The following is a 26,600-nucleotide window of genomic DNA, read 5'->3' as shown; positions in this document are numbered from 1 at the left end:
CGTCAAAAGGCCCCTGATCTAGGCGCAAAGCGCAGCCATAGCCCGGGCTATGGCGAGCATTTGCAACGACGAGCAGGGGCCTTTTGACGTGATGAGCGGGCATGATCGAAATACTCTCAGCCTCTCAGGCAGGCGTCAGGCGCTCCTTGATGATCACCGAGCCGTTTTCCTGCGTCTCGACGATGCCGCGCTCTTCAAGATCCTTCATCACGCGGCTGACCATCTCGCGCGATGCACCTACCACCTTGGCCAAGTCTTGGCGCGACACCTTGTTGCGGATGATTTTGACCTCGCCGTCGCTCTCTGCCATGTCGAGGAGGGTGCGCGCCACGCGGCCGTACACATCGAGCAAGGCCAGCGATTCGATTTGGCGGTCGGCGTTGCGCAGACGCTGCACCAGGCCGCGGAGGATGGCGTACGACAAGCTGGAGTTCTCAGGCAGGCAGCGCGCGAACTCCGCGCGTCCGAGAATGAGCATGTCGGTTTGCACTTCAGCGCGTACTGTGGCCGAGTGGGGCTCGTTGTCGATGAGACTCATCTCGCCGACATAGTCACCCGGCTGCAACACCGCGAGGATGACCTCGCGTCCGCGGGAGTCGGCCGTCAGCACGCGGGCACGGCCGGTGAGCAGGATAAACAACGCATTCGATTTGCGTCCGTGCTCGACGATGATCTCGCCCCGACGAAAGCGCCGCTTGACGACGCTGTCGGCAATGCCCTGCGCCTGGTCGTTGGTGAGCATGGAAAAGAGAGGCACACGGCGGATCAGGTCGAGATTCGAAAGCATTGCCATATGGGAAGCTCCAGACGGTTGTTATCGCCATTGTTAGGCCGAGATCGTGAAGATGTCACGTACCTACAATTTGGCTATTGTCACCATTGCGGGCGTTGACGCCAGCGCGAGTGAACCCCATGTCAAACTCGCGCGTCACCCAATCCCCTCAGCCCATTTTCATTAAGCCCTTCTCATGAGCACCCCCCAGCATGCCAAGGTACTGATCCTTGGCTCCGGTCCTGCCGGCTACACCGCCGCCATCTACGCCGCCCGAGCCAACCTCCAACCCATGCTGATCACAGGCATCGCCCAGGGCGGTCAGTTGATGACAACGACCGACGTGGACAACTGGCCCGCCGACGTGAACGGCGTCATGGGTCCCGATCTGATGGAGCGCTTCTTGAAGCATGCTGAGCGCTTCAACACGAAGATCGTCTTCGACCACATCAACTCTGTCGATTTTAGAAAGCGCCCCTTCACCCTCAAGGGCGACTCGGGCGTCTACACCTGTGATGCGCTGATCATCGCCACCGGTGCATCGGCCAAATACATCGGCTTGCCTTCAGAAGAGGCCTTCATGGGCCGTGGAGTAAGCGGCTGCGCGACCTGTGACGGGTTCTTCTACCGCGATCAGGATGTGTGCGTGGTGGGCGGCGGCAACACCGCGGTCGAAGAGGCGCTTTACCTCTCCAACATTGCGAGCAAGGTGCACCTGATTCATCGTCGAGACAAGTTCCGGGCCGAACCCATCCTTGTCGACAAAATGAACGAGAAGGTCGCGGCCGGCAAGATGCAGTTGCATTTGTGGAACACGCTGGACGAAGTGCTGGGTGATACGTCGGGCGTGACGGGCGTGCGGATCAAGAGCACGCAGGACGGCTCGACCAACGACCTGACGCTCAAGGGCTGCTTCATCGCCATTGGCCACCGACCCAATACCGACATCTTCAAAGGTCAACTGGAGATGAACGACGGTTACATCGCGACCAGGGGCGGCCTCAACGGCTTTGCCACCATGACGAGCGTTCCGGGCGTTTTCGCAGCTGGCGACGTGCAGGACCACGTGTACCGCCAAGCCATCACGAGCGCCGGCACCGGGTGCATGGCGGCGCTGGATGCCCAACGCTTCCTGGATCAATAGGGCCGGTCAAGGCTGCAATTTGGCTACGCCCGGAATTCTGGCTATAATCGTCGTCTTTGCCGAATGCGGCTTGGTTTGGGTATGTTGTGAAACACGTACTCTTGCCTTGCAACGACGTCGGCCCTCAGGGTGATTATCAAGGCTGGCGATCACGCCGACCCTGCTCTGTTCACTGCGACACGAAACGAGATTCAAACGGAGAAGCGTCATGGCACGCGTCTGTCAAGTCACGGGCAAGCGCCCGATGGTGGGGAACAACGTCTCCCACGCCAATAACAAAACGAAGCGCCGCTTTCTGCCCAACCTGCAGTACCGTCGCTTCTGGCTCGAGACTGAAAACCGTTGGGTGCGCCTGCGCATCACCAACGCCGCACTGCGCCTCATCGACAAGGTCGGAATCGACCAGGTCGTCGCAGACCTCCGCGCCAAGGGCGAACTCTGAAAGACTAGGAGCAGATCATGGCAAAAGGTGGACGCGAAAAGATCAAGCTGGAATCCAGCGCCGGCACCGGTCACTTCTACACGACCGACAAGAACAAGAAGACCACGCCCGAGAAGCTTGAGATCATGAAGTTCGATCCCAAGGCTCGCAAGCACGTGATGTACAAAGAGACGAAGCTGAAGTAATAAGCAGCCACCTCGCAAAAACCCGCCCGACTTCTGGTCCGGTGGGTTTTTTGTTATTCCGGTAGCGATGAAGTCGGTGGGCTAGGCTGCCTAGGCGCCTAGGCGCCTAGGCGCACCCCGATCCCTGGACATCCTTCAGAGCTACGGGTTTAGAGCCACCATACCTCTCTCCCACGCCTGCGACATCTCGTCGAAGCCCGCAGAACTGTCCAGCGTCCGGCCGAAGTTCACCGCACGCGCAGCCTTGAAAATCAAAATCTTGCTGCCATTGGCAATGGAACGAAAGGCCTCGATCGGGGCGGCAAATTCTTCCGGGCCGAGCCAATCGAGGTGCTGGGCCACCAGCTCGAAGGCCGCGCCGAGCTGGCGAACGCCAGCAAACGCCCATCGGTGATATTCGGCAGGACCGGCCGCCTGAAGCCCGGGCAGGTCCCGCTCGAAACGCTCTTTGAAGCGCCCGATAGGATTGGTCGGCGGGCGCCGCGCGACGTGCTTGCGGAGAAAGCCACGCGACAAGCTCTTCAGCTCCGACTCCTCGCGCTTGAGCACCCGGTCGATGCGAACAAGCTCAGCGAACAACGGCAGGAACCCGGCATCGTCACCGTCAACGTCCAATCGAAACGTCTTCACGAAGTCCTCGCCCTGGAGCGTGAAGTAACCCGCATTGTGAAAATATCCCAGTCGCTTCGCTTCGACATCGATGTCGTTGAGAACGATGGTCGTCTTGGTGTGCTGACGCCGATAGTCGGTACCCGCGGTGTCGGGCAACCAAAAGGCATCCGCCTCAGTCGACAGCCACTTGCCCGCAGCGAGATGCTCAATGGCATGTTCGATAAGCGGGCGCCAGACAGTCAGTTCCTGCACGTCCACGCCGTAGAGCTCGCGCAGTTCGTCGTGTGACGGTTTGAAGAAGGTCCACTGGTCGCCTTCGAAGTCCGCCGCCAACGTGAATCCCATGCAGGCCCTGGGCTCAAGTCGAAGCGAGTGCAATATCTCGATCCACAAATCAACATAGCAGTTCTTCTCGACCCAGATGCAATCCTCGGCATGCAGCTCGTGCCGCTCGTAGGTGGCAACTTGCAGCGGTTCGATAACGGCGATCCGGCTCATGGCCACAAGAGTTCGCGCACCGAAGCAGGCCATTCGGCGACCTCGAAACCGTGGTGCTTGATGAGCGCGAGCGTGACGCGCTCAAGCCCAAAGCCGAGACAGGCCGTGCTCGCGACTGCGCCTTCGGCATCGCGGATACCGAAGGTCGAACTGAAATGGTCCTGGTGCCAGTTGAACGAGCAAATCGCGGTCGGCTTCTCCTCCGAGATCACCGGCACGAGGATCTCGAACTTGAGACGCTGGTCGCGCTGGCTGGCTGCCATCATCTTTCCTGCGCGGCCGAAAAAAGGATCGGACGCGACATCGCTCACCACCGGCAGTCCGAGCGAACGCAGCAACGCCAAGCCGCGGTCCAACCAGGCATTGCGCCATTCGACGACCTGGTCGGTGGCGCCCACACGGATGAACTCGCGCATGCGAAACGCCTGCAGACGCGTTGGCTCGTCGGAAGGTTCATGGCGATACACCCAGCCCAAGACCGTAACCAGCCGCCCCTTGCCCGGCAGGAGGCCGCTGAACATCGGATAGACCGGGTAGCACGCGGCCGGTGTCAGCATGACTTCGGTCGGAGCAAGCGTGTCCTCCCAGCGCTCGCCCGCGCGAACCTTGGCAGACAGGCCGAGTGCCTCTTGATCGGTACCGAAGAAGCTGTTGATCGATCCGCTCAAGTGCGGAAAGTTGTCCATGTACCCGACGCGCTCGATCAGCGAGCGCGGCACAATGGGGGGAAACATGAAGGTCTCGGCACCGTCGTCCTTGGCGGCGCGCGAGACCAGCGCGTTGAAGCGCTCGACGATGTCTTCAAAGGCCGCGCCGCGACCGTATCCGCCCTTCACGCTCGTGGGAACGATAAAGCGGTGCTTCACCAGTTCATCGTAAAAACCTTGCTGGTCATACACCACCGGCATACTCCTTCTGTCGTCCTGCGCGATCTCAAGCGTCCTTGAGCACGAGGAGCATTGAAGCGTTCTTCGCGGTCAGGCGTTCGTTGGAAATCATGAGCGACGCCGACAAAGCGTCGCGGTAATGACGGCCCACACTAAACGGCGAATCGTTCTTGTATGCCATCACGCCGATGATCTGCAAGGCGAGATGAACGAGCTGGGGAGCCGCCTCCGACGCTGAGATCTTGAGATTGTTCATCTTCAGCGCCCAGCCCATCGAGAGCAGTTCCTGCTCGCCATCTCCGTGCGCAACCATTTGGTCGAACTCGACCGCGGCACTGGACCAGCCATTGCGCATGCTTTGAAGCTCCGCCACGACCTCGGCCAACTGATGCGCCGCTGGCGGCAAGGTGCCCGGCTGCTTGCGTGCCTGCTCGCGCACGAATCGGGCCGCGCGATTGATCGCATCGGCGGCGATGCCCCACCACAACGAGGCCCACAGGATGTGCGAGTACGGCACCATCGTCATGGCTGAAGATTCCGCGAAGTCGCCAGGAAGAATCTGCTCGACGCCCGCGGATCCGATGAGTTCGCCGCCAGGGCTGCAGGTGCCACGCATGCCAAGAGTGTCCCAGTTTGTGGTCGGAGCGAATGTGTAGTCGTCCGCCTTGAACAGAACAAGCACCTGGTCGCTGTTGGGCGCGTCGGGCGCGCGGCGCGCCGTGACGAGCAGCGCATCGGCGTACTCACCATATGACACGGTCGTCGCGTTCTTACGAAGCGTGAAGCGGCCGCCCTCGGTCTCAACCGCACATATGCTCCAACGCGTCTCGCCGAAAGTGCCGACCTCCGAGGTCACCGAGCCGATCAGCAATTGCCGATCGGAAATTGCCTGCAGATAATTGCGGAAGAACACAGAGCCCATGCCGTGGCGCGCGAGGCAGCCGATCTGGATGTAGTGCATCGCAAGCACCATCCCGGTCGCGCTGCACGCCTGCGACAAAGTCGAACACAGCAGCGCCAACTCCATCATCGAACAACCTGCACCGCCCAGTTCGCGAGGCACCGGCGCCGACAGCACGCGGGCGGCCCGCAATGCGTCGACGGCCTCGTGCGGGAAGCGGGCCCGTGCGTCGACATCGGCCGCGTGGACGGCGGCGACATCTGTTGCGATGCCTTGCACAGCCACCAGCAGAGACTCAAAGCTGGGCATCATGGTTTTCCCTCTGTCATGGATATGCGTCGTCGGACGTTCGACCCATTCGTCGCTCAAGAATACGGACTGAGCGAGAACTGACTTTCGGACGACGCTGATTGGAACGGAATTCATGCCGCATTCGCCCCCCTCACTCGCGGTGTCTGGACAAGACGCATGACTTTTCGCGCACTCAGCGTCGACACGCATGGCCACTCGCAGCTGATCGTCGTGTTCTTGCATGGACAGGGTATGTCGCCCGAAGACCTGGTGCCCTTCGCTCAGGCCATCGGCCTGCCGGCTGTTCACCACTTTCTTCGCGGACCCTGTGAATTGTCGGACGGAGGGCGGGCCTGGTGGCCTCGCGATTCTGATTCCATCCAAGAGCGAACCGACCCACCTTGGGACTTAGCGGAGGAGCATCCGAGCGGACGAGAGGCAGCAAGGCGAGGCTTGGCCGACTATCTGCGAAGCATCGAACCGACGCGTCACGGCCGGCCAGTGGTTCTGATCGGCTTTTCGCAGGGCGGCATGCTCGCCTGCGATGCCTTGCTGCATGAAGAGATGGAGGTTCATGGACTTGCGCTCTTGTCGTCGTGCCGGATCGCCTTCGACGAGTGGCTGCCGCGATTGCCTCGCTTTCACGGCCTGCCAGTGTTCGTGTGCCACGGCCATAGCGACGAAGTGCTCAGCTCGCACGCGGGAGAAGCCCTGCGGGACGCCGTGCAGGCCGGCGGAGCGCAGGTGGAGTGGCTGTCGTTCGACGGCGCCCACGAAATTCCCTTGGTTGTATGGCGTCGTCTTCGCACTTTCCTGCGAAGGATCTCTGGCCGCGTGCCGGGCCATGCCAGGTAAGCCATTGGGTCATGCCCCCCCGCGGACAGGGGAAAGCCGTATCTACTTCAAACGCTGCGCCCGTGATAAAAACAATTGGTAGCACCTTATCCTTGACTCTCACCATTCCGTCATGAATTGGATGCCCTTTCTTTGCGATGAAAGCGCGCGCACCCTGGTGGGTTCGCAGCGCACTCGCGTGGGCATCGACATCGTGCAGATCAGCCGCATCGGCGAGTCCATCAGACGGTTCGGCGATCGCTTCCTGCTGCGCCTTTTCACCGCAGACGAATTGGCTTACGCCAGTTCTGTCCCAACCCTCATGGCCCAACGCCTGGCAGCACGCTTCGCTGCCAAGGAGGCTGCACTCAAGGCCTTCGACCTTTGCGAGGCAGGCATCGACTGGCGCGACATGGAGGTCTGCAGACTGCCCGACGACGCTTACCGCCTCATGCTGCATGGCAAGGCCGCAGCTATCGCAGGTGCATCAAACAACGACATCATGCTCAGCCTGAGCCACGACGGCGACTACGCCATGGCGGTAGTCGCCGCACCGCCCGCCACGATTTCATCTTTCTCGAACATCGCAGTCAGGTCATGAACGACACACTCACCATCGACCACGTGATCCGCACCGTGCTCAAGGACCACGGGCGGCTCAATCAGGACGCCCTGGCCATCGAACCCCATGCCGACCTTTACCAGGCCGGCATGACGTCGCATGCCAGCGTCAACGTGATGCTGGCGCTCGAAGGCGCGTTCGACGTGGAGTTTCCAGACCACATGCTCAAACGCAGCGTGTTTGCCAGCGTTCTGGCAATTCGCGAGGCGATTACTCAATTGCCGGGAGCGCGAGGCCCGCAATGAGCTTCGAGGCAGCACGCGTCACGAGCCATCAGCGCGAGCGTCTGGTTCGAGGCTGGGAAATTCGTTCGACACCGCCGGGGTTGGCCACTGATCCGTCGCAGCTTGCTGACCTGGGGCCGCATCCGTGGATCGAAGCCGGCCAGCTTGGCACGGTCGCCGCGATCCTTCGCGACGTCGGCGAATGGTCGCTGGACGCCGCGCCGCGCCGCTTCGATGGCGAAGAGTGGTGGTACCGCACGCAGTTCAGCACGCCGCCCCACGATGAAGCCGACGATCTTGTCCTCGGCTTCGACGGACTCGCAACGCTGGCTGACGTCTGGGTCAATGGCGAAAAGCTGTTCTCGAGCGACAACATGTTCATCGCCCACGAGGCCAATGTGCGTTCGCGTCTGCGCGCCGGGCGCAATGAACTGATCCTGCGTTTTCGTCCGCTCGATACAGCGTTGCAATCGCGTCGGCCCAGACCAGGCTGGCGCACGCCGATGGTCGAGAACCAGCAGCTTCGCTGGTTCCGCACCACCTTGCTGGGACGCACGCCCGGCTGGTCGCCCCCGGCTGCGGCCGTAGGTCCGTGGAAAGACATCTGGCTCGAACGACGCTCGCTCGTCGACCTGCGCAGCCTGCGACTCTCGGCTGCGGTGGACCGGACCGACGGCGTGGTGCAAGTGACGGCATCTCTCGTTCCTCACGGCGCGCAGTGCATCGATTCAGTGGCCATTGAACTGCAGCGCCACGGCACCTTGTACCGCTCTCTCCTTTCACGCGATTCAGGCAGCGCTCACGGCGGCGCATTGATGGTCCCTGAGGCATCCCTCTGGTGGCCGCACACGCACGGCGACCCGGCGCTGTACGAGGCTCGCTTGGCCGTCTCGATCGCCGGCCGAAGCGAGCCCGTGCTGGTCGACCTCGGCCGGGTCGGATTCCGCACCGTCACCGTCGACCGCTCCGGTGAAGGGTTCAGCCTGCGCGTCAACGGCGTTGCGACCTTCTGCCGCGGTGCGTGCTGGACGCCGTTGGACATCGTGACCCTTCGCGCCACGTCAGACACCTACCGAGCCGCGCTGCAACAGCTGCGCGACAGCGGCATGAACATGCTGCGCCTGAGCGGCGCAATGATCTACGAGGACAACGCCTTCTTCGACGCCTGTGATGAATGCGGCGTGCTCGTGTGGCAGGACTTCATGTTCGCCAACATGGACTACCCGAGCGAGCCTGGCTTTCTCGCTTCGGTCGAACAGGAAGTGCGACAGCAACTCTTGCGATTGCAAGCGCGACCTTCGCTGGCCGTGCTCTGCGGCAACAGCGAAGTCGAGCAGCAGGCCGCGATGTGGGGAGCATTGCGCGAGCGCTGGACGCCCGAACTCTTCCATCGACACATCGCCCAGTGGGCCGCCGATCTGCTGCCCACCGTCCCGTACTGGCCATCGAGCGCACACGGCGGCGCCTTCCCTTGCCAGGGCAATGTGGGCACGACTTCCTACTACGGCGTAGGTGCCTATTTGCGCCCGCTCGACGATGCGCGCCGAGCGGACGTGCGCTTTGCCACCGAATGCCTCGCGTTTGCCAACGTTCCCGAAACCGCCACGCTGGCACGCATGCCGGGCGGCGAATCGCTTCGCGTCACGCACCCGGGCTGGAAGGCGCGCGCGCCGCGCGACCTGGGCGCAGGTTGGGATTTCGAAGACGTCCGCGATCATTACCTTGAAACACTGTTTCGAGTCGATCCAGCCAGGCTGCGCCACACCGATCACGAGCGATACCTCGCGCTGAGCCGTGTCGTCACCGGCGAAGTCATGGCCGCCATCTTCGCGGAATGGCGTCGCGGCGAATCGAACTGCGCAGGCGGGCTCGTGTGGTTCTTGCGCGATCTGTGGGCGGGCGCCGGCTGGGGATTGCTCGACGACAGGGGTGTCGCCAAGGCGGCGATGCATTGCCTGAAGCGCGTTCTGCAGCCCGTGAACGTGAGCATCACCGACGAGGGTTGCAACGGTCTCTTCGTCCATGTCGCCAATGAAGGAGCCGCCTCGCTGCACGCAAAGTTCGACATCGCCGCCTACAACGAATCCGCTGCGCTCGTCGCCCACGCACAGCGCGACATCTGCGTCGACGCACGCAGCACTTCCTCCATTCCGAGCGTCGAACTATTCAACAGCTTTCTCGACCTCTCCGGTGCCTATCGATTCGGCCCCCCGCCTGCACAAGTCGTCGTCGCGAGACTGCGCGATACGGCCGACAGGGTCTTGTCCGAGTCATTCCATTTTCCGAGCGGGTTGTCGGCGCAACGGGAAGACGACATCGGCTTGGGTGCGGCAGTGACGGGACGCTTCGAGGGAGGCATCGAGTTCACGATTCACACCGAACGTCTCGCGCAGAACGTCTTCATCGAACTCGCGGGCTATACCGCCGAAGACAACTACTTTCATCTCGCGCCGCGCCGGACGCGCAGCGTTCGGCTTCGTGCCCACGCTGGGGGCACGGCGCGACGCGGCAGCGTGCAGGCGCTGAACTCGCGACGTGTGGCGTCGTTCGAGGTGGCCTCGTGAGCACGGTCCGGTCGGAGAGCCTCTACTTCGGGTCCGCAGGACGCGAATCCTTCGCATGGCTGCATCGCGTCGAGCACCCGGCGTCCGTGGGCCTGGTCATCTGCAGCAGCTTCGGACGCGAGGATCTTTGCCTGCACCGCAGCCTTCGCCATTTCGCCCAGTCCGCCGCCTCGGCAGGCATTGCCGCGCTGCGCTTCGACTATCCGGGATCGGGCGACTCCGCCGGCAGTGAGTTTGCGCCGGACCTCGTCGCAACCTGGATTTCTTCGGTGGCCGACGCCGTGAAGACATTGAAGGAGCAGACCGGCGTCACAGACGTGTGCCTGCTCGGTGTGCGCCTCGGTACTCTGCTGGCGGCATGCGCTGCATCCAGGTGTCAGGACATCGCGGGCCTGGTGGCGATTGCGCCGGTGACGAGTGGCCGGAGCTATGTTCGCGAGATGCGAGCGTACTCCCTCGCTGCGACCTCCTTCGGCTGCAAGGTCCCCGCACCGCGGCCCGACCATTTGCTGGAGGCTGGCGGTTTCGCGATGGACCTCGCGACTCAGGAGTCCCTGAGTCACATCGACCTGATGATGGACAGTGCGCCCCCGGCCTATCCCACCCTCATCGTCGAGCGTGACGATCTGCCGGCCAATGATCGCTGGCTGGAGCACCTTCGCAGCATTGGCGCGATCGCCAAGTCGGTCTCTATCCCCGGCTACTCCGGCATGGTGCGCGAGTCGACGCCGCAACACACCGAAGTGCCCGCGCAGATGATCGAATCGGTTGTCTCGTGGGTCGGACAGCTGCAGCCCCGGGTCGATCGACTGACGCAATCATTTCTTTCGACGGTTCGCATCTCCGACAGACTCACCTGGTCCTCGCCTGGCGTACCCGATCTGGTCGAACAGGTCGTCAACATCGGTGCAGACTCCCGCTTGACGGCACTCATCACTCGGTCCGCGGCTGCATCGTCGCAGCGAGCCATCGTCCTTCTTTCGGGCGGAGCCGACCGTCGCATCGGCCCCGGGCGTCTGTACGTCCGCCTTGCGCGAGAGTGGGCGGCCAAAGGTTTTGTGGCCCTGCGGCTGGACGTCTCTGGTATTGGAGACAGCCCGCCACCGGACGGCTTCGAGGAGAACGTGCCTTACCAAGCCCAGGCGCTTGACGACGTCGATGCCGCAGTGCGTTATCTGCACGAGACCCACCGGGTAAGCCATTGCCAGCTCGTCGGGCATTGCTCAGGTGCATACAACGCCTTCAGGTCAGCCGTGGCGGGCGCCGCAGTGGACGCTATCGTCATGATCAACCCCTTGTTGTACCTGTCCGTCGGCGATGCGGCCGTCGATCTGATCGTGAAACAGACGGTGGTCGTTCAATCCGTTCGGGGGTATCGGCGCAACCTTTCGAACTGGTCGCGTTGGTGCGCCCTCGCCACCGACCCGGCAAAGGTTCTTCGCGTACTCTGCACCGTGCTCGACATGCTGCACGCCAAGGCGACACGACGACTTCGCGACACACTGCGCATGCTCGGCGTTCAATTCCGTGACGACCTGCCCACCGAGTTGCTCACGCTGGCCAAACAGAACGTACAGCTTCGCTTGGTCTTTGCCGATGGTGAATACGGCGAGTCGCTGTTGTGGTCACTGGGTGGCGCCACGGTCAAGCGGCTGCTGCGTTCTGGAAAACTCACAATCACGGCAAGCGAGGGCGCCGATCACTCGTACACCTTGCTCCAAGATCGCGACGAGCTGTCTCGCACACTCACGACGCTGGTCGATGCACCCGCGAGCGTCGAAGCGCAACAAGGATCAACCTCTGCGAAGGCCATTTTCGACCTACAGAGGGATGGCGTAGAGCCAAGTCCACCACCAACTAAGCGGGCCTGCTGAGCAGCAGGCCCTATGTTCTTGCTAAGGACATGGCCCGGAATAATTTTCCGTTTTGGGGGCGCAGGGCGGGATGCGAAGGCGCTCCTCGCTTGTGTGGCGAGCCATACAAGCGAGGAGCAACGCCGCAGCGCGCCCGCCCCGCGCCCCCAAGCGGGAAATTGTTTTGGGCGATGTCCTAAGAGGCTGAGATCACCTGGATCAACCGTGCGCGGCGCGTAGCTTGAGTGCGAATTCCTCAAGCGCAGCGATACCGCTCTCCTCGGCCTTCTTGCACCACGCCTGTAAATCGGCCACCAATTGTTCGGCCGACACGTTCGTGCGAGTCCACAACTGGCGAAGTTCTTCGCGCATGGCGACGAGCTTGGTGAGCACTGCGTTTTCTGCACACGCATTCGCGACCTGCGTCTTCACCTCGCGCGGGATCTGGTCTTCGTCGCGATGCAGCCAGCGCTTGGCCAAGCGCATCTCCTTCCACTTCGAGGTGTTCTCGGCACCCTCGGCCTTCAAACGCGCCAGCTCGACGCGGCAGGCGCTGCGCAAGTGCTTGGCGTACTTGGCCATCACTTCGTAGCGGTTGGCGATGACCGCTTCTAGCGTCTGCGAATCTGCAACGGGCTTGATCTTGCCAAGTTTCAGGCTCGGGACGGTCTTGCGGACTTTGGCCCAGCCGAGCATTTCGAGGCCGCGGATATAGACCCAACCAATGTCGAACTCGTAGGACTTGACCGACAGCTTGGCCGAGGTCGGGTAAGTGTGGTGGTTGTTGTGCAACTCTTCGCCACCGATGATGATGCCCCACGGCGAAACATTGCGCGATGCGTCGGCCGCCTCGAAATTGCGATAACCCCACCAGTGGCCGATGCCGTTGATGATGCCGGCGGCGGTGATCGGGATCCACAGCATCTGTACAGCCCACACAGTCAAGCCGATGGCGCCGAAGAGCATGAGGTTGATGATCAGCGTGATGCCGACGCCTTGCCACGCGAAGCGGCTGTAGAGATTGCGCTCAACCCAGTCATCGGGCGTGCCGTGACCGAACTTGGCAAGCGTTTGCTGGTTCTTGGCTTCGGCGCGATACATCTCGCTACCGGTGAGCAAGACCGCCTTGATGCCGCGCGTTTGCGGGCTGTGCGGGTCTTCTTCGGTTTCGCACTTGGCGTGGTGCTTGCGGTGGATGGCGACCCATTCCTTGGTCACCATGCCTGTGGTGAGCCACAGCCACAGGCGGAAGAAATGCGAGGGAATGGGGCCGAGGTCGAGCGCACGATGCGCCTGGGCTCGGTGTAGGAAAACTGTGACGGACGCAATCGTGATATGGGTGGTAATCAGCGTGTACAGGACTATCTGCCACCAAGCCATACCGGACAGGCCATTGGCCATCCAGTTGATCAAACCATCCCGAATCGAAATCAGTACATTCATGAAATTGCCTTCGTGCCGTCACTGTCGGCGGGTGGCAGATTGTACCGGGACGACTTTTAAATGCCCTCGGATACTACAGGGTATGCCGCGACCAAATCACGCGATTTGATGTCGATCAGGAAACCATCAACTACGTTCCCAGGCAGCGGCAAAGAATCCGTCGGTGGCGTGCCGATGCGGCCACAAACGAAGGAATTGGTCACGAACGACCGTGGACGCATTGGCAACGTGCGCCTTCTCGAGCACCTCGGATGCTTGAAGGGTTTTGAAGTTGCGCCCCTGGGCTTCAACGAATGCATTCGCGACGGCTTCGTTCTCATCTTCAAGGAGGCTGCAGGTGGCGTAGACCAGCCGGCCGCCCGGCTTCAACAGCCGCGCTGCGCTCGCGAGGATGGCAGCCTGCTTTGCCTTTAGCTCTTCGATGGCTTCGGGCGATTGCCGCCACTTCATGTCCGGATTGCGGCGCAAGGTGCCAAGGCCGGAACAGGGTGCGTCGACCAGCACTCGATCGATCTTGCCGGCCAAGCGCTTGATGCGGTCGTCGCGTTCGTGTGCGATCTGCACCGGATAGACGTTCGACAAGCCGCTTCGCGCCAGGCGCGGTTTCAGGGCGGCCAGTCGGTGGCCCGAGGTATCGAACGCGTACAGCCGCCCCGTGTTGCGCATGGACGCACCAAGCGCGAGTGTCTTGCCGCCGGCCCCGGCACAGAAGTCAACCACCATCTCGCCGCGCTTGGCATCTGTCATCAGCGCGAGCAACTGGCTGCCCTCGTCTTGCACTTCGACCTCGCCCTGAGTGAAGACGTCGAGCTTGCTGAGCGCCGGCTTACCCTGGATGCGAAGCCCCCATGGCGAATACGGCGTGGCCAGCGCCTCGATGTTGGCCTTGGCAAGCGCCGCCTGCACCTCCTCGCGCTTCGCCTTGAAGGTGTTCACACGAAGATCCAGAGCCGCCGATTGGTTGAGGCTGTCAACCAGCGGCCAGAACTCGTCGCCAAGCGCCACGCGCAAGGGGTCGGCCAGCCATTCCGGCAGGTTGTGGCGCAACTTCTCAGGCAACGAGGCACGATCGACCAGCTTGACCTTTTCCAGCCACTGCTGTTCGTGCTCATTCAAGGCAGCGCGCAAAAAGCCTTCGTTGCCTTGCCAGCCCAGGATTGCAAGTCGCCGCTCCATTTCACCCTTGCCTGATTGGGCAAGGTGCTGATACAGAAGGCGATTGCGCAGCACGTTGTAGGTTGTTTCGGCGAGCGAGTGGCGTTCGCGGGCACCAAGAGCTCGGTGTTCGCGGAAGAACGCCGAGACGATGCCATCGGCGGGCGAGTCGAACTGCATCACTTTGTGCAGCAAATCGGTGGCGAGTTCGAGAAGGGCGTTCGGATGCATGGGCGCGATTATCCTTGCGGCACCATGAACGACACCGACCAGACCCCGCGCCCTTCGACAACAAGGGGCCGCTATCGACACTACAAAGGTGGCGAATACGAAGTCATGGGCGTGGCGCTGCACAGCGAAACGTTGGAGCCGCTGGTGGTCTACCGGCCGCTCTACGAGTCGGGCTGGTGGGTTCGTCCACATTCAATGTTCTACGGCGAGGTCGTAATCGACGGCAAGACGATGCCGCGGTTCACCCTGGTCGCAGCCGCTTGAGAGGCTGAGTCGCATGGCCAACCACTTTCGGGCCCGCCCCCGCATGCTGATTGCCGCTGCAGTCGGCCTCGCCATCGGAAGCGCGATTCCGTACGGCAGCGTGGTCACGCGCTCGCTCATCGGCTGGAATGCGGGCGTGTGGCTCTACCTTGTACTCGTCACCCTCTCGATTTACCGGGCAGACCACAGCAAACTGCGCCGCGTCGCGTCGGCCCATGCAGAGGGCGCTATCACCGTGTCGGTAATGATCGTCCTGGCCTCGCTGGCAAGCATCGCGGCCATCGTGCTCGAACTCGCCGCCGCCAAGGCTGGAGGTAGACCGGCGGCCCTTCCCCAAGTGGTGTTGACACTCGTCACCGTGACAGGGTCATGGCTCCTGCTGCCCACGCTCTACACGCTCAACTATGCGAGTCTCTACTACAACGTCAACACCGGGACGGGTAGTCTGGTGTTTCCCAACACGGACGCGAGCTTTCAACCGCACTACGCCGAGTTCCTCTACTTCTCGTTCACCATTGCAGTGGCTTTGCAGACGGCAGACGTGGCCATCACGAGCAAGCCGATGCGGCTCGTGGTGCTGAGCCAGTCAGTGCTGTCCTTCGTGTTCAACACGACGGTTCTCGCTTTCATGGTCAACATCGCGTCAGGGCTGTTCTAGTGCTGCGCCCAGAAACGTTCAGACCAGCAACTGGGTTTCGCCGGCGGCATGCGTGATAACGCCGTTTTCCTCGCGCAGCAAGCCTTCCACCAGCCATCGCACAGCGCGCGGATATATCACATGCTCCCGCGACAACACGCGGGCAGCCAACGTGTCTTCGGTGTCGCGTGGCAGAACCGGCACCACCGCCTGCGCGATGATCGGCCCGTGGTCGAGCTGCGCAGTCACGAAATGCACTGTCGTTCCGGCAAGCTTGCACCCGGCCTCGATGGCTCGCCGATGTGTGTGCAGCCCGGTAAAAGAAGGCAGCAGCGACGGATGGATGTTCACCATGCGTCGCTCGAAGCGAGTCACGAACGCCGGAGACAGGATGCGCATGAAACCAGCCAGCACAACCACGTCGGGCGCGAAGCTCTCGATGACATTCGCCAGCTCCGCGTCAAAAGCCAGCCGATCCTCGAATGCTTTGTGATCGACCACCGTGGCGGCGATGCCATGGCCTTTCGCAAAAGCCAGCCCTGCGGCGTCGGGCCGGTTGCTGACAACCGCCGCGATTCGCGCATTCCAGCCTTCGCTCGCGCACGCACGCACGATCGCCTCCATGTTGGAGCCGCGGCCGGAAATCAGGATCACGATGTTTTTCATGGCGGGCGAAAGTGTAGCGGCCACCTACAATCCAGCCCTCTACCGAGATCTCACGATGAACCAGCGAGTCCTCTCCGGCATGCGCCCCACCGGCGCCCTGCACCTCGGCCACTACCACGGCGCCCTCAAGAACTGGGTTCGCCTGCAGCAAAACTACGACTGCTTCTACTTCGTGGCCGACTGGCATGCGCTGACCACGCACTACGAAGATCGCGAGATCATCGAGCGCAATGTCTACGACATGGTGATCGACTGGCTCGCCGCCGGCCTCGACCCGGAGAAGGCAACCATCTTCATCCAGAGTCGCCTGCCCGAGCACGCCGAGCTCTTCACACTGCTTTCCATGGGCACGCCCTTGTCTTGGCTCGAGCGCGTGCCGACCTACAAGGACCAGATGGAAAAGCTGAAGGACCGCGATCTCGCAACCTACGGCTTCCTCGGCTATCCGCTGCTCCAGGCAGCCGACATCCTCATCTACAAAGCCGCGTACGTTCCGGTGGGCGAAGACCAGGCGCCACACGTCGAGATCACGCGCGAGGTGGCACGTCGCTTCAACCACCTGTACGGCCGCACGCCGGACTTCAACGCGAAAGTGGGTGCAGCTCTCGCGAAGGTGCCGAAGGACGATGCGCGCTATCTCGAGAAGCAGCGCCGTGACCATCAGCAAGAAGGCAAGGCCGAGGCCCTGGCGAAGGGCGAGGCCATGATTCGCAAGGCTGCCGCAGGTGTGCCGGGCTGGACCCCCGAGGACAGCGATTTGCTGCTCGGCCACCTCAGGGGCACTGGCAAGTCAATCCTGCCTGAACCCGCAGTGCTGCTCACGGAAGCGAGCAAGCTGCCCGGCCTTGACGGCGAGAAGATGAGCAAGAGCTATGGCAACACCATTGCCATGCGCGAGGAGCCCGCTGAGGTCGAGCGCAAGATCAAGCGCATGCCGACCGATCCGGCGCGCGTGCACCGAAGCGATCCGGGCAATCCGGAAAAGTGCCCGGTGTGGCAATTCCATCAGGTGTATTCGGACGCTCCGACCAAGGAGTGGGTGGTCAAGGGCTGTACGACGGCGGGCATTGGTTGCCTTGACTGCAAGCAGCCGGTGATCGACGCAATCAAAAAGGAGCAAGAGCCATGGCGCGAACGTGCTGAGGCTTACCTCACCAATCCGAAGCACGTGCATTGGATCGTCGAGGTTGGCACCGAGCGGGCTCGCACGGCGGCGCGCGAGACCATGCGCGACGTGCGCGCGGCGATGGGGCTCGTATATTGATTTTGTAGGGTCTAAATGCGAAGGTCCGAGCATCCTGTCGAATGATGCGGCGCGGAGCATTGATCAGTCGATTGACGATCGCGTGGATGCGCTTTGCCCACCTACGAGTTTTTGATCCGCAGTCTCGCGTTCTTGTCGGCCGCCACCTGCGCATGTCCCTCTGACACTCCTGAAAACTCGGCCTCCAGCGCACCGAGAAACACCCGCGTCCTTGCAGGCATCAATCGCCTGCCGGGGAAAACCGCCCATGCCGACACCTCCGGCAACGTCCAGTCGTCAAGAACGGGCCCCAGCTCACCGCTTTTGACGCAAAAATGGTCCGTTACCGCGGCGGCAATGCCGAGACCAGACCTTGCGAGCCACATCAACAACTCAGGTGAATTCGCTGTCGCCCGCCCCGGCAGCCCCCCACCCAGGAGATCGACATGACCGCCACCAACACTCTCGTCCGCCATGACAACCTGACGCATCCGCGCACGGTGGAACGACTGGTGGCGGGCGAGGCCACCTCCGACGGTGCAGGCGTCAAGCTCACCCGCGTGCTGACGCAGCCTCTGCAGCGCCGGCTCGACCCATACCTGATGCTCGATTCCTTCGGCACTGACCGTGCCGAGGACTACATCGGCGGCTTTCCTGACCATCCGCACCGCGGCTTCGAAACCATCACCTACATGATCTCGGGCCGCATGCGCCACCGCGACAGCGCGGGCCATGAGGGCTTGCTTCAAAACGGCGGGGTGCAGTGGATGACCGCCGGCCGCGGTGTCGTGCATTCGGAGCTGCCCGAGCAGGAAGATGGCCGCATGGAAGGTTTCCAGTTGTGGCTCAACCTGCCGGCCAAGGACAAGATGAATGCGCCCTGGTACCGAGACATCCAGAGCGATCAGATCCCTGAGTTCACGACCGATGCAGGCGTCACAGCGCGCGTGATCGCCGGGATGAGCCATGGTGTCGAAGGTGCGGTCCAACGCGAGGGGACGCAGCCGCTGTATCTCGACCTGCACTTCGAAGCGGGTTCGCAGTTTGCACAAGCCCTGCCAGCTTCACACAACGCATTCATCTATGTGTACCGCGGGGAGCTGCGTGTGGGCGACGAGGCGGTGCCTTCGCAGCGAATGGCGATTCTTCGCAATGATGACGGTGCAGATGGCGTGGTCCTCCGTGCAGACGCGCCATCACGGGCCCTCCTGATCGCGGGGAGGCCGCTCAACGAACCGATCGCGCAGTACGGCCCGTTCGTGATGAACATGAAGGAAGAAATCTTCCAGGCGGTGCAGGACTTCCAGGCGGGCAAGTTCGGCAGCTGATGCGCCTCCCCCTTCCCCCTTGCGGGCGAAGCGTGCGGGTTTACCGCCAACATCTTCGCCTTTGCTATCCCAGTACCTCCTGCATGTCTTCGATCAGCTGATTCAGCGTTGCGGCCAAGGCATTGCCCAACCCGACAATGGTTTCCGTTCCCGATTGAAGTCTTATCGCGGCATTAAGGGCTGCCGCCTTTTCCTCGACCCACACTCCCCCCAAGTTGCCAGCAGACCCTTTGAGGTCATGTGCCGTGTGTTCGAGCGCCGCCAGATCCTCAGCTGCGATGGCGTCGGTGAGTTGCCGCGCCGTGCCGCTCGCGGTGCCGATCAGCATCCTGAGCAGACGCAGATAGCCGGCGCCGTTGCCGGACATGCGTGCCAAGCCCTGCGCCACGTCCAGGCCCGCAATGGCCTCCAGTCGTCGCAAGGTCGCTGCCGGATCGGCAGGTGAAGTCGCGGCGCTTGCCTGCGTGCTTCCCGCAGCGAAAGACGCTGCGCGAGAGGCGGGGCTCAACCACTGGAGAATCGTCCGGTAAAGGACTTGGGGATTCACGGGTTTGGCGATGAAGTCGTTCATGCCTGCGTCCTTACAGTCATTGCGGTCGTCACTGAATGCGTTGGCAGTCATTGCCAGAATGGGCGTTGCCGCGTGACCGGGCAACCGACGAATCGTTGTCCAGGCCATTCATCTGAGGCATTTGCATATCCATCAGGATCAGATCGTAGGCGCCGCGTCCGGCCATCTCCACCGCTTCGCGGCCGTCGCGGGCGACATCCACCGCCAAGCCGACCGCATGCAAAAGTTCGAGCGCCACCTCCTGATTGATCGGATCGTCTTCGGCCAACAGCAGCCGGGAACCACCGAACTCCCGGCGAAGTTTTGCTTCGGCAGGTTCTGTCCGTTCGACCGAGGCTGTCATGACCCCATGACCACGGTGCAGGACCGCAGAAAACCAGAAGGTGCTCCCTTTGCCAAGCTCGCTTTGGACGCCAGCATCGCCACCCATCAAGACGGCCAACCGTTTGGTGATCGCCAAGCCGAGGCCTGTGCCGCCGTACTGGCGAGTGGTCGAGGTATCGGCCTGTTCGAAGGCCCTGAAAAGACTGGGCAGCTTGTCGGCGGCTATGCCAATACCAGTATCCTTCACCTCGAATCGCACCCGCAATTCGTCGCCTCGCTCGTCGAGCAGAATGGCGCGCACGAGGATGCGCCCTTGTTCCGTGAACTTGACGGCATTGCCGACGTAGTTGAGCAAGGCCTGACGCAATCGGGTGGCATCGCCGCGCAACCACAACGGGACACCGTTCGGATCCACGTCGATGACCACGCCCTTGGCCTGCGTCGCGTCGCCAAACAGCGAGCGGACGTGATCGAGGACGGCGCTCAGCTCGAAATTCTCTTGTTCGATCTCAAGCTTGCCGGCTTCGATCTTGGAGAGGTCGAGAATGTCATTGATGACGGACAGCAGGTGGTTGGCAGCGACACCGATTTTCTCGAGACGTTCACCCTGCTGGGGCGTGGGGGAGGCACGCCGCAGCAGATGGGTCAGGCCGATGATGGCGTTCATCGGCGTGCGGATTTCGTGGCTCATGTTGGCCAAGAAGGCACTCTTGGATCGATTCGCGGCGTCGGCCGCATCCCGCGCCCGGAGAAGTTCCACCGTGCGCTGATGCACTGACTCTTCCAACTGATTCTTGTAGCGAAGCAAGGCTTCTTCCGCTTGCTTGCGCTCGGTGACGTCCATTCTGATCCCCAGCATCCGCGTCGCCTTCCCCTCCTGATCGCGTTTGATGCCGAATCCCTGGACATGCTGCCACCGGTAGGTACCGTCGGCGTGGCGCATCCTCGCCTCATACTCATAGTCCGCGAGACTCCCGGCCATCACTTCCCGCATTTTTCTGGCAAAGAGTGCCCGATCATCTGGGTGCAGCCGCTCCACCCATGCCGCCCGGTCTCCCGGCCCACTTGTCGGCTCGTAGCCAAGCATGGTGTAGTAGGTGGGGGAGGCTGACCACTGATCGTGTTCCACGTCCCAGTCCCAGGTACCGATACGGGTCGCCTCCAGGGTCAGACGCAGTCGCTCTTCCCTTTCCTGCAATGCCTCATGAGCCAGGGCATTCTCCAGCGACGTTGCCGCCTGGGCCGCAAGCAGTTCGAGAATCGCCAGCCGATCCGGCGTGAAGGCGTGCGTGGCGAGATCATTTTCAAGATAAAGCACTCCGATCAGCCGCGTCTGCTTGACGAAGGCCTGCTCCAGAAAGGGCAGGCTCGTTGCAAAGTGTTTGCACCAGCCGATGATGGCAATTGAATGAAGGAACAGACCTACTCCTCTCACCGGGCCCGCGCCAGGGGTTCGCGCGTTCAGTTCGATGGCCATCTCGGAGAACTTCTGAGCAGTCAGGATGTTGCGGATGTCCCCAGCAAGAGCCATGGCATAGGCCGCGTAAAGATGTGACGATTCATCGCCGTGCCCGCGCTGCAAACAGATATTGACCGCCTTGGCGGTGAAGAACATCCAGATGTCGGGACGCACGAGGAAGACCAGTGGTGTGGCGTCGGCCAAGAGGCCGATCAGGGTCCGTGTCTCTGCATCGCTGGCAAGCGGGATGTCAGCCAAGTCCTCGATACGACGCCCGCGAAGGTTTTCGGGGACAAGATCGAACTCGGCCTCCGTCGCCACGCGGGCATCTTCGTCGACCGCCGGAAACGTCACCCCGAGAAACCGCAGGGCCTCGAACGCTGCCTCCAGGGCTTCCGGGAAGCGCCCGGAGAGTTGGTAGAGCCGCAGGCGTAAGCGGTAGGCCTTGGCACGGTCGAGCTGGGAACGTGCCGTCTCCAGGGCTGCGGTCAACAACGCGTCGGCTCGCTGGTGATTGCCGACGAGGTATTCGCATTCGGCCAATTCCAGGAACAGCGCCAGACTCTCGACGTAGCATTCGTTCCAGTGATCCGCCGGCAGGAGTCCCATCGCCTGCGCCAGATAGCGCCGCCCCGATGCATAGGCGGCAGCGGCTCGCGCTCGCCTTGCGGCCACCGTGTTGATCCGACGCAGCGCCACCCTTTCTTCGGCGTCGGTGACAAGCTCGACGCTGCGGTTGAACTGATCGACGATATCGAACACCCGTTCAGCCAGCACGTCTTGCGGATATTGGGCGAGGAGCAAGCGGCCGATCTTCAGGTGAAGTTCTTTGCGGCGAGCTTCAGGAAAAAGCTCGTATGCCGCTTCCTGCACGCGGTCGTGCAGGAAGGCGTATGTGGTGCTCTGGCGCAGGATCGGTCCAGCGCGCACGGCATCCCAAAGTGCGGCATGAAGCGCCTCTTCGGATTGCCCACAGACCGTTGCCAGAGTGCCAAAATCCGCAGCGTTGCCCAGGCAGGCGAACTGCTTCAGCGCTTCCAGCGTCTCCGAAGGCAGGCGACCAAGCTTTCCAACGATCAGATCGACGACATTGTCCGTATAGCGCTTGGCGCGGATGCTGCCCAGGTCCCAGTACCAGCCCCCGGTGCCCGCGTCGAAGGTGAGCAGCTTCTCCTCGGTCAGTGCGGTCAGGAACTGAATGGCGAAGAATGGATTGCCGCCAGTCCTTTCATGTACCAATTGAGACAAGTCCAGCGCGCGCGTAGTCACAGCGAAGCGCGTCGGCGACGAGGTGGGTCAGGTCATCGATTGTCAGGGGGGCGAGCACGATCTAGGACATCGACCTTGGCCTTGTGGATAGCATCGAGCATTCGCCTCAGCGCATGCGTTGGGCCAACCTCGTTGTCACGGAAGGCGCCGATCAGCAAAAGGTGGTGCGGTTCTTGTCCGATCGCCAGTTGTTCGAGCGGGTCGAGCGTTGCCGCATCCAGCCATTGAAGATCGTCGAGGAACAGGACCAGCGGATGCTCTGCGGCCCAAGAGCAGCAAAACCGATGTAGGCGCCGGTCCGCAATCTTGTGGCAATGCCAGCCATCAAGCTTTCCCTCACCTCCGCACAGATCCATGCGCGTTCGATGCGGGGAACGGCTTCATGCTGGAGTATCTAACCGCCAGACGATCGTTTCGCCAAGAAATACCCACACAGGGTCAGTTGATAGTCCAGGCGCTTGATGACCTTGCGCGAGGTCGATGATGCGAAGCGCCGCCCGCAAGCGAGGCTTGGCCTTGTCCTGACCTTGTCAAAGAAGGCACTCGAATCGGGGCTATCCTTGGCGCCCGCTTTCTCGTTCCCCCCATGGCCGGCATCCACATCACCGACATCGAGTCCGCCATCAACTGGTGGCGCGACAAGAAGCCCTCGCCCGACGGCATCACGGCCTGCGCGGAGGTGCGTGCGCTCGCCGAGGTATACGCATTGATGGTGTACTACCATGAGCATCTTTGCGACGAAGACAGCATGCCGCTGAAGGCGCGCGACGCCTGGATCGCCTGGTATGCGTCCACCCCCGACGCGCCGTGCATCGCGATCTGCTCGACCAGCCAGGGCGACAACGTCTGCAAGGGCTGCGGCCGCACCTTTGATGAAGTGCAGCACTGGCCGGTGATGACCCCGGCCGAAAAGCGCATGACGTGGCGTCGCATCACCATGGAAGGCACGGCCTGGCGTTTCAACCGCTATTCCGAACGTGCACGCGAGGCGACGGGCGTTGATCATCCCCCCGCAGAGAGTCTCGAAAGGCCCGCACACACGCCGGAGTCGGCGGCTTGAGTGCCGCATTGCCCGAGCAGAGAACGCGCAAAGGAATCCTTCACGACGCGCGACGCATCGCCGCGCTCGCATGGCCACTTTTCTTCGGCCAGCTGGCAGTGCTTGCCTTCAGCACGGTCGACACGGTGATGACTGCACGCTATTCGGCTGTCGACTTGGCCGCACTGGCGATCGGCGGCGCGGTGTACATCACGGTGTTCGTCGGCTTCATGGGCGTGATCCTCGCGATCGGGCCCATCGCGGGCCAGTTGTTCGGTGCAAAGCAACTTCACGAGGCCGGAAAGCAGTTGCATCAGGCGATGTGGCTGGCACTTGGCATGTCGGTGATCGGTTGCCTCATCCTTCTTTTCCCCCAGCCCTTCTTGACGCTCTCGCATGCCGACGGCGTGGTGGCAGAGAAGGTGCACGGCTACTTGAATGCGCTCGCATTCGCGCTGCCTTCGGCCCTGCTCTTCACCGCTTTCCGCGGATTCAACACCGCGGTGTCGCGCCCCAAGATCGTCATGGCCCTGCAGTTCGGGTCGCTCGTTTTGAAGGTTCCCTTGAACGCGCTGCTCGTGTTCGGCATCGATGCGTCAACGCCCTTCGGCACCTTGCACATCGATGCGCAAGGCGCTTCCGGTTGCGGCATCGCGACCGCCATCGTGATGGGCCTGCAGTTGCTGGTCGCATGGGAGGCACTGCGGCGGGACCCGTTCTACCGCGGGTTCGGGCTGCAATCGCGTTCGTTCGCTGCACCAGACCGCTCGAGCCTCATGGGCCTGTTGCGGCTCGGCATTCCCATGGGCCTGTCCATCGGCATCGAAGTCACGGGCTTCACCTTCATGGCCTTCTTCATCGCGCGGCTGGGCGCAACGCCGGTGGCTGGTCATCAGATTGCCGTAAATCTTATCTCCGTGCTCTTCATGATGCCGCTCGCGATTGCCAACTCGACGAGCACGCTGGTCGCGCAACGCATCGGCGCCGATGACATGCGCGATGCACGACGCATCGGATGGCACGGCCTGCAACTGGGCCTACTCATTGCCGCGGCGATGAGCATGAGCGTGTACCTGTCGCGCGAAAGCCTGCTGCGCGCCTACACCCATGACGCCGTGATCATCGCTGCGGCCATGCCGCTACTGGCGTGGGTGATGCTGTTCCATGTGGCCGATGCAGGGCAGACGCTCGCGTCCTTCACGCTGCGCGCGTACAAGATGGCGACGGTGCCGGTGGTCATCTATGCGAGCGCGATCTGGGGCGTGGGGCTCGGTGGCGGCTATGTGGTGGCATTCAACTTGACGGGACTGACGCCCGCATCATTGCAAGGCGCACAGGGCTTCTGGGCCGCGTCGACAGCGGGGCTCACCATTGCTGCGTTGGGGCTGTGCAGCTTTCTGATCTGGATACTCCGGCAGAAACGGTTTTCGTGAGCGCATGGGCTCCTTCGACAGGATGCACGGGCCTGCGCTTTGCCTAACCTTCTACGAAATCACGCTGAAGGTCACGCCTGCATCGCGCAGGGCGCCCACAGCCTCGATACCCAAGCCGGTCGCAGGCGTGACTATGCCGAAATGCGACGTGCGTCCAAGTGTTCCCTTGGCAAGACCGACCGCTGCCGTGACCACCATTTCGGGCGTGGAGCGATAGCCAGGATGCCCTTGCGCATCGAGCCGCCCATGCAGCTTCTTGCCGTTTTGAGACACGGCGAAGATGTCGAAGGTGTATCCCGAGTTCGCCAGCACATCGTCGCTCGGACCGCGACCCTGTTTCGGCGCAAGCCAATCGATGAGCTTGCGCAATGCCCCTCGTTCGAATTTCAGCGGTCCGGCCAGAGCCGCGCTGAGGTTGGCCAGCGGCCCCGACAAGGACGCCGCCGCTGCCCATTGCAGAGGCAAGGTCGCAGCGTCCGGCAGGAAGGACACGTTCGGGACCATGCCCTTCATGCTCATCACCTCGCTGTAGCGAAAGTCGCCGGTGAAGAGTTCGCAAGCGCCAAGCAAAGCCCGCGAACGCAACACGATCGGAGGATTGACGAAGGGGGCGGGAATGGTCGGCGCCGTCACCGCCTGCACGTCTTCGTCGAAGTGCGGGACGAAGCGGTACGCGTTGCGCTCGGCAACCTGTTGTGCGTCCGACGCGTCGAGCGGAAGGAGGCATGCCGGGTTGCGGACACAGTCTGTGGTATCGAACTCGAGCAGGGACGACAGCGAAGCCACCGTTCCGCCGCTCACTGCATCGGCCACGCTCGTGATGCGCTTGCCGATGAAGCTCACCACGATCTTCACCTCGCGGCAGGGTTCGGCGCAGCGGTGTTGCAGCTGCGTGGCGGCCCACAGCGTCGCAATATCGAATGGCAGTGCCTCGTAGCCGCAGCACGGAATGATCTTGACCTTTGCCGCCTTTGCGGCGCGGTCGTGGCGCGTGATCAGTTGCTGTATCCAGAAGGTCTCGCCGGTGAGGTCGATGTAATGAGTGCCGTTGGCAATGCAGGCCTGCACCACGCCTTCGCCCGTCTGGGCGTAGGGGCCTGCAAGGTTCAGCAGCACCTGCGTGCGCGAGGCCATCACGTGCAGGGCCTCGCTATTGGTCGCATCGGCAACCACGATACCGGGCTGTTCGGCCACGGCGGGCAGGAGTTCGGCGACCACCGTCCTGAGCCGGTCTGCATCTCGTCCGGCCACCGCCCATCGAAGGGGCTGCGTGGCGGCGCGATGAATCATCGCCGTAACGGCCTGACGGCCGGTGAAGCCGGTGGCACCGAAGACGATGACGTCGAAAGGTTTCGCGGGCATCTTGCACCTTCCTCAGAGTGGCCAAGGACATGCTCCGGAATCATTTCCGGCTTTGGGGGCAAGGCAGGATGCGATGCAAGGCGCTGCGAATGCCGTGTGATGGTCCACACAAGATAGGAGCAACGCCGCAGCACGATCGCCATGCGCCCCAAAACCGCAAATTGTTTGGGCCATGTCGCAAGAGCTTACGCCGATCGGTTTGACCTCGGTGTGGGCCCGAAGCAGGTTCAGAGGCTGAGAGTTTTTCGATCCTGCCCGCTCATCACGCCAAAAGCCCCCTGCTCGTCGTTGCAAATGCTCGCCATAGCCAAGCTATGGCTGCGCTTTGCGCCTAGATCAGGCGCCTT

General features: G+C 62.1%; 25 protein-coding genes. 14 read left to right on the top strand and 11 right to left on the bottom strand.

All coding sequences use genetic code 11. The annotated features are described in order from the left end of the window. Nucleotides 1–124: 124 nt before the first annotated feature. A complete protein-coding gene (locus AC30NL_RS09965) occupies nucleotides 125–793 on the bottom strand; it encodes a Crp/Fnr family transcriptional regulator (protein ID WP_489463844.1) in 669 nt (222 codons plus the stop codon). 175 nt (nucleotides 794–968) lie between these two features. Here AC30NL_RS09965 and trxB point away from each other — a divergent pair, with 175 nt between their 5' ends. The 3 genes from trxB (at nucleotide 969) to rpmG (ending at nucleotide 2,543) form a co-directional block, all read left to right on the top strand. Next, nucleotides 969–1,916: a thioredoxin-disulfide reductase gene (gene trxB, locus AC30NL_RS09960; protein ID WP_489463843.1), complete on the top strand. Its 948-nt coding sequence runs from the start codon at nucleotides 969–971 to the stop codon at nucleotides 1,914–1,916. Nucleotides 1,917–2,124: 208 nt separating this feature from the next. Further along, nucleotides 2,125–2,358, top strand: a complete 234-nt coding sequence (rpmB, locus tag AC30NL_RS09955; RefSeq protein ID WP_124538844.1) for a 50S ribosomal protein L28 — start codon at nucleotides 2,125–2,127, stop codon at nucleotides 2,356–2,358. Nucleotides 2,359–2,375: 17 nt separating this feature from the next. Beyond that, complete coding sequence (gene rpmG / locus AC30NL_RS09950) at nucleotides 2,376–2,543, top strand: 50S ribosomal protein L33 (protein ID WP_073467371.1); 168 nt, start codon at nucleotides 2,376–2,378, stop codon at nucleotides 2,541–2,543. Nucleotides 2,544–2,684: 141 nt separating this feature from the next. Here the strand turns inward: rpmG and AC30NL_RS09945 are convergent, their stop codons facing one another. From AC30NL_RS09945 to AC30NL_RS09935, 3 genes are read right to left on the bottom strand one after another with little or no spacing between them, the layout of a single operon-like run. Further along, on the bottom strand, nucleotides 2,685–3,653 hold the full coding sequence (locus AC30NL_RS09945; RefSeq protein WP_489463842.1) for a DUF1839 family protein: 969 nt from the start codon (nucleotides 3,651–3,653) through the stop codon (nucleotides 2,685–2,687). Next, nucleotides 3,650–4,555: an amino acid--[acyl-carrier-protein] ligase gene (locus AC30NL_RS09940; RefSeq protein ID WP_489463841.1), complete on the bottom strand. Its 906-nt coding sequence runs from the start codon at nucleotides 4,553–4,555 to the stop codon at nucleotides 3,650–3,652. The genes AC30NL_RS09945 and AC30NL_RS09940 overlap by 4 nt, the downstream gene beginning before the upstream one ends. A gap of 31 nt (nucleotides 4,556–4,586) precedes the next feature. Continuing rightward, complete coding sequence (locus tag AC30NL_RS09935) at nucleotides 4,587–5,753, bottom strand: acyl-CoA dehydrogenase family protein (RefSeq protein WP_489463840.1); 1,167 nt, start codon at nucleotides 5,751–5,753, stop codon at nucleotides 4,587–4,589. Nucleotides 5,754–5,909: 156 nt separating this feature from the next. Here AC30NL_RS09935 and AC30NL_RS09930 point away from each other — a divergent pair, with 156 nt between their 5' ends. The 5 genes from AC30NL_RS09930 to AC30NL_RS09910 all read left to right on the top strand — a co-directional run bounded on the left by AC30NL_RS09930 (nucleotide 5,910) and on the right by AC30NL_RS09910 (nucleotide 11,850). After that, the gene (locus AC30NL_RS09930; protein WP_489463839.1) at nucleotides 5,910–6,587 is read left to right on the top strand and encodes an alpha/beta hydrolase; all 678 of its coding nucleotides are present in this window, start codon (nucleotides 5,910–5,912) and stop codon (nucleotides 6,585–6,587) included. Between the two features lie 112 nt (nucleotides 6,588–6,699). After that, a complete protein-coding gene (acpS, locus tag AC30NL_RS09925; RefSeq protein WP_489463838.1) occupies nucleotides 6,700–7,167 on the top strand; it encodes a holo-ACP synthase in 468 nt (155 codons plus the stop codon). Next, nucleotides 7,164–7,433, top strand: a complete 270-nt coding sequence (locus AC30NL_RS09920; protein ID WP_489463837.1) for an acyl carrier protein — start codon at nucleotides 7,164–7,166, stop codon at nucleotides 7,431–7,433. The genes acpS and AC30NL_RS09920 overlap by 4 nt, the downstream gene beginning before the upstream one ends. After that, nucleotides 7,430–9,976 carry a glycoside hydrolase family 2 protein gene (locus AC30NL_RS09915; RefSeq protein ID WP_489463836.1) on the top strand — a complete coding sequence of 849 codons (2,547 nt, stop codon included), beginning with the start codon at nucleotides 7,430–7,432 and terminating at the stop codon, nucleotides 9,974–9,976. Before AC30NL_RS09920 ends, AC30NL_RS09915 begins: the two co-directional genes overlap by 4 nt. Beyond that, on the top strand, nucleotides 9,973–11,850 hold the full coding sequence (locus tag AC30NL_RS09910) for an alpha/beta hydrolase (protein ID WP_489463835.1): 1,878 nt from the start codon (nucleotides 9,973–9,975) through the stop codon (nucleotides 11,848–11,850). The genes AC30NL_RS09915 and AC30NL_RS09910 overlap by 4 nt, the downstream gene beginning before the upstream one ends. 198 nt (nucleotides 11,851–12,048) lie before the next feature. Here AC30NL_RS09910 and AC30NL_RS09905 read toward each other — a convergent pair whose 3' ends face one another. Together AC30NL_RS09905 and AC30NL_RS09900 are read right to left on the bottom strand one after the other, a co-directional pair. Next, complete coding sequence (locus tag AC30NL_RS09905) at nucleotides 12,049–13,272, bottom strand: DesA family fatty acid desaturase (RefSeq protein WP_489463834.1); 1,224 nt, start codon at nucleotides 13,270–13,272, stop codon at nucleotides 12,049–12,051. A 126-nt stretch (nucleotides 13,273–13,398) separates the two neighbouring features. Continuing rightward, nucleotides 13,399–14,658 carry an RsmB/NOP family class I SAM-dependent RNA methyltransferase gene (locus AC30NL_RS09900; RefSeq protein WP_489463833.1) on the bottom strand — a complete coding sequence of 420 codons (1,260 nt, stop codon included), beginning with the start codon at nucleotides 14,656–14,658 and terminating at the stop codon, nucleotides 13,399–13,401. Between the two features lie 24 nt (nucleotides 14,659–14,682). Here AC30NL_RS09900 and AC30NL_RS09895 point away from each other — a divergent pair, with 24 nt between their 5' ends. Next, on the top strand, nucleotides 14,683–14,922 hold the full coding sequence (locus AC30NL_RS09895) for a DUF1653 domain-containing protein (RefSeq protein ID WP_489463832.1): 240 nt from the start codon (nucleotides 14,683–14,685) through the stop codon (nucleotides 14,920–14,922). Nucleotides 14,923–14,935: 13 nt separating this feature from the next. Further along, nucleotides 14,936–15,580, top strand: a complete 645-nt coding sequence (locus AC30NL_RS09890; protein WP_489463831.1) for a DUF1345 domain-containing protein — start codon at nucleotides 14,936–14,938, stop codon at nucleotides 15,578–15,580. Nucleotides 15,581–15,598: 18 nt separating this feature from the next. Here the strand turns inward: AC30NL_RS09890 and purN are convergent, their stop codons facing one another. Continuing rightward, nucleotides 15,599–16,225 (bottom strand): phosphoribosylglycinamide formyltransferase, encoded by a 627-nt coding sequence (gene purN, locus AC30NL_RS09885; RefSeq protein ID WP_489463830.1) that lies wholly within the window; start codon nucleotides 16,223–16,225, stop codon nucleotides 15,599–15,601. A gap of 55 nt (nucleotides 16,226–16,280) precedes the next feature. On the opposite strand from purN, the gene AC30NL_RS09880 reads away from it, so the two are divergent. Continuing rightward, a complete protein-coding gene (locus tag AC30NL_RS09880) occupies nucleotides 16,281–17,489 on the top strand; it encodes a tryptophan--tRNA ligase (RefSeq protein ID WP_489463829.1) in 1,209 nt (402 codons plus the stop codon). A 425-nt stretch (nucleotides 17,490–17,914) separates the two neighbouring features. Next, entirely contained in the window at nucleotides 17,915–18,796 is an 882-nt protein-coding gene (locus AC30NL_RS09875) for a pirin family protein (protein WP_489463828.1), read from the top strand. Nucleotides 18,797–18,860: 64 nt separating this feature from the next. On the opposite strand, the gene AC30NL_RS09870 is transcribed toward AC30NL_RS09875, so the two are convergent. From AC30NL_RS09870 to AC30NL_RS09860, 3 genes are all read right to left on the bottom strand, one after another. Then, nucleotides 18,861–19,367 (bottom strand): Hpt domain-containing protein, encoded by a 507-nt coding sequence (locus AC30NL_RS09870; protein ID WP_489463827.1) that lies wholly within the window; start codon nucleotides 19,365–19,367, stop codon nucleotides 18,861–18,863. Between the two features lie 28 nt (nucleotides 19,368–19,395). Continuing rightward, a complete protein-coding gene (locus AC30NL_RS09865; protein ID WP_489463845.1) occupies nucleotides 19,396–21,645 on the bottom strand; it encodes a PAS domain-containing hybrid sensor histidine kinase/response regulator in 2,250 nt (749 codons plus the stop codon). 806 nt (nucleotides 21,646–22,451) lie between these two features. Further along, nucleotides 22,452–22,775 carry an AAA family ATPase gene (locus AC30NL_RS09860; RefSeq protein ID WP_489463826.1) on the bottom strand — a complete coding sequence of 108 codons (324 nt, stop codon included), beginning with the start codon at nucleotides 22,773–22,775 and terminating at the stop codon, nucleotides 22,452–22,454. A gap of 230 nt (nucleotides 22,776–23,005) precedes the next feature. Here AC30NL_RS09860 and AC30NL_RS09855 point away from each other — a divergent pair, with 230 nt between their 5' ends. Together AC30NL_RS09855 and AC30NL_RS09850 are read left to right on the top strand one after the other, a co-directional pair. Continuing rightward, a complete protein-coding gene (locus AC30NL_RS09855; protein WP_489463825.1) occupies nucleotides 23,006–23,479 on the top strand; it encodes a DUF3717 domain-containing protein in 474 nt (157 codons plus the stop codon). Next, nucleotides 23,476–24,891 carry an MATE family efflux transporter gene (locus tag AC30NL_RS09850; protein WP_489463824.1) on the top strand — a complete coding sequence of 472 codons (1,416 nt, stop codon included), beginning with the start codon at nucleotides 23,476–23,478 and terminating at the stop codon, nucleotides 24,889–24,891. The genes AC30NL_RS09855 and AC30NL_RS09850 overlap by 4 nt, the downstream gene beginning before the upstream one ends. Before the next feature lie 51 nt (nucleotides 24,892–24,942). Here AC30NL_RS09850 and AC30NL_RS09845 read toward each other — a convergent pair whose 3' ends face one another. Then, entirely contained in the window at nucleotides 24,943–26,253 is a 1,311-nt protein-coding gene (locus AC30NL_RS09845) for a saccharopine dehydrogenase family protein (protein WP_489463823.1), read from the bottom strand. Nucleotides 26,254–26,600 lie beyond the last annotated feature (347 nt).

This window comes from Rhizobacter sp., from assembly GCA_021153565.1.
Lineage (GTDB): Bacteria > Pseudomonadota > Gammaproteobacteria > Burkholderiales > Burkholderiaceae_C > Albitalea.
Note: the sequence above shows the minus strand (reverse complement) of the source record. Positions and strands in the feature narration are given on the sequence as shown.

Excerpts from the sequence above, each read along its gene's own strand:
- AC30NL_RS09965 (WP_489463844.1), bottom strand. The coding sequence starts at position 793 with ATGGCAATGCTTTCGAATCTCGACCTGATCCGCCGTGTGCCTCTCTTT.
- trxB (WP_489463843.1), top strand. The coding sequence starts at position 969 with ATGAGCACCCCCCAGCATGCCAAGGTACTGATCCTTGGCTCCGGTCCT.
- rpmB (WP_124538844.1), top strand. The coding sequence starts at position 2,125 with ATGGCACGCGTCTGTCAAGTCACGGGCAAGCGCCCGATGGTGGGGAAC.
- rpmG (WP_073467371.1), top strand. The coding sequence starts at position 2,376 with ATGGCAAAAGGTGGACGCGAAAAGATCAAGCTGGAATCCAGCGCCGGC.
- AC30NL_RS09945 (WP_489463842.1), bottom strand. The coding sequence starts at position 3,653 with ATGAGCCGGATCGCCGTTATCGAACCGCTGCAAGTTGCCACCTACGAG.
- AC30NL_RS09935 (WP_489463840.1), bottom strand. The coding sequence starts at position 5,753 with ATGATGCCCAGCTTTGAGTCTCTGCTGGTGGCTGTGCAAGGCATCGCA.
- AC30NL_RS09930 (WP_489463839.1), top strand. The coding sequence starts at position 5,910 with ATGACTTTTCGCGCACTCAGCGTCGACACGCATGGCCACTCGCAGCTG.
- acpS (WP_489463838.1), top strand. The coding sequence starts at position 6,700 with ATGAATTGGATGCCCTTTCTTTGCGATGAAAGCGCGCGCACCCTGGTG.
- AC30NL_RS09920 (WP_489463837.1), top strand. The coding sequence starts at position 7,164 with ATGAACGACACACTCACCATCGACCACGTGATCCGCACCGTGCTCAAG.
- AC30NL_RS09915 (WP_489463836.1), top strand. The coding sequence starts at position 7,430 with ATGAGCTTCGAGGCAGCACGCGTCACGAGCCATCAGCGCGAGCGTCTG.
- AC30NL_RS09905 (WP_489463834.1), bottom strand. The coding sequence starts at position 13,272 with ATGAATGTACTGATTTCGATTCGGGATGGTTTGATCAACTGGATGGCC.
- AC30NL_RS09900 (WP_489463833.1), bottom strand. The coding sequence starts at position 14,658 with ATGCATCCGAACGCCCTTCTCGAACTCGCCACCGATTTGCTGCACAAA.
- AC30NL_RS09895 (WP_489463832.1), top strand. The coding sequence starts at position 14,683 with ATGAACGACACCGACCAGACCCCGCGCCCTTCGACAACAAGGGGCCGC.
- AC30NL_RS09890 (WP_489463831.1), top strand. The coding sequence starts at position 14,936 with ATGGCCAACCACTTTCGGGCCCGCCCCCGCATGCTGATTGCCGCTGCA.
- purN (WP_489463830.1), bottom strand. The coding sequence starts at position 16,225 with ATGAAAAACATCGTGATCCTGATTTCCGGCCGCGGCTCCAACATGGAG.
- AC30NL_RS09880 (WP_489463829.1), top strand. The coding sequence starts at position 16,281 with ATGAACCAGCGAGTCCTCTCCGGCATGCGCCCCACCGGCGCCCTGCAC.
- AC30NL_RS09875 (WP_489463828.1), top strand. The coding sequence starts at position 17,915 with ATGACCGCCACCAACACTCTCGTCCGCCATGACAACCTGACGCATCCG.
- AC30NL_RS09870 (WP_489463827.1), bottom strand. The coding sequence starts at position 19,367 with ATGAACGACTTCATCGCCAAACCCGTGAATCCCCAAGTCCTTTACCGG.
- AC30NL_RS09860 (WP_489463826.1), bottom strand. The coding sequence starts at position 22,775 with ATGGATCTGTGCGGAGGTGAGGGAAAGCTTGATGGCTGGCATTGCCAC.
- AC30NL_RS09855 (WP_489463825.1), top strand. The coding sequence starts at position 23,006 with ATGGCCGGCATCCACATCACCGACATCGAGTCCGCCATCAACTGGTGG.
- AC30NL_RS09845 (WP_489463823.1), bottom strand. The coding sequence starts at position 26,253 with ATGCCCGCGAAACCTTTCGACGTCATCGTCTTCGGTGCCACCGGCTTC.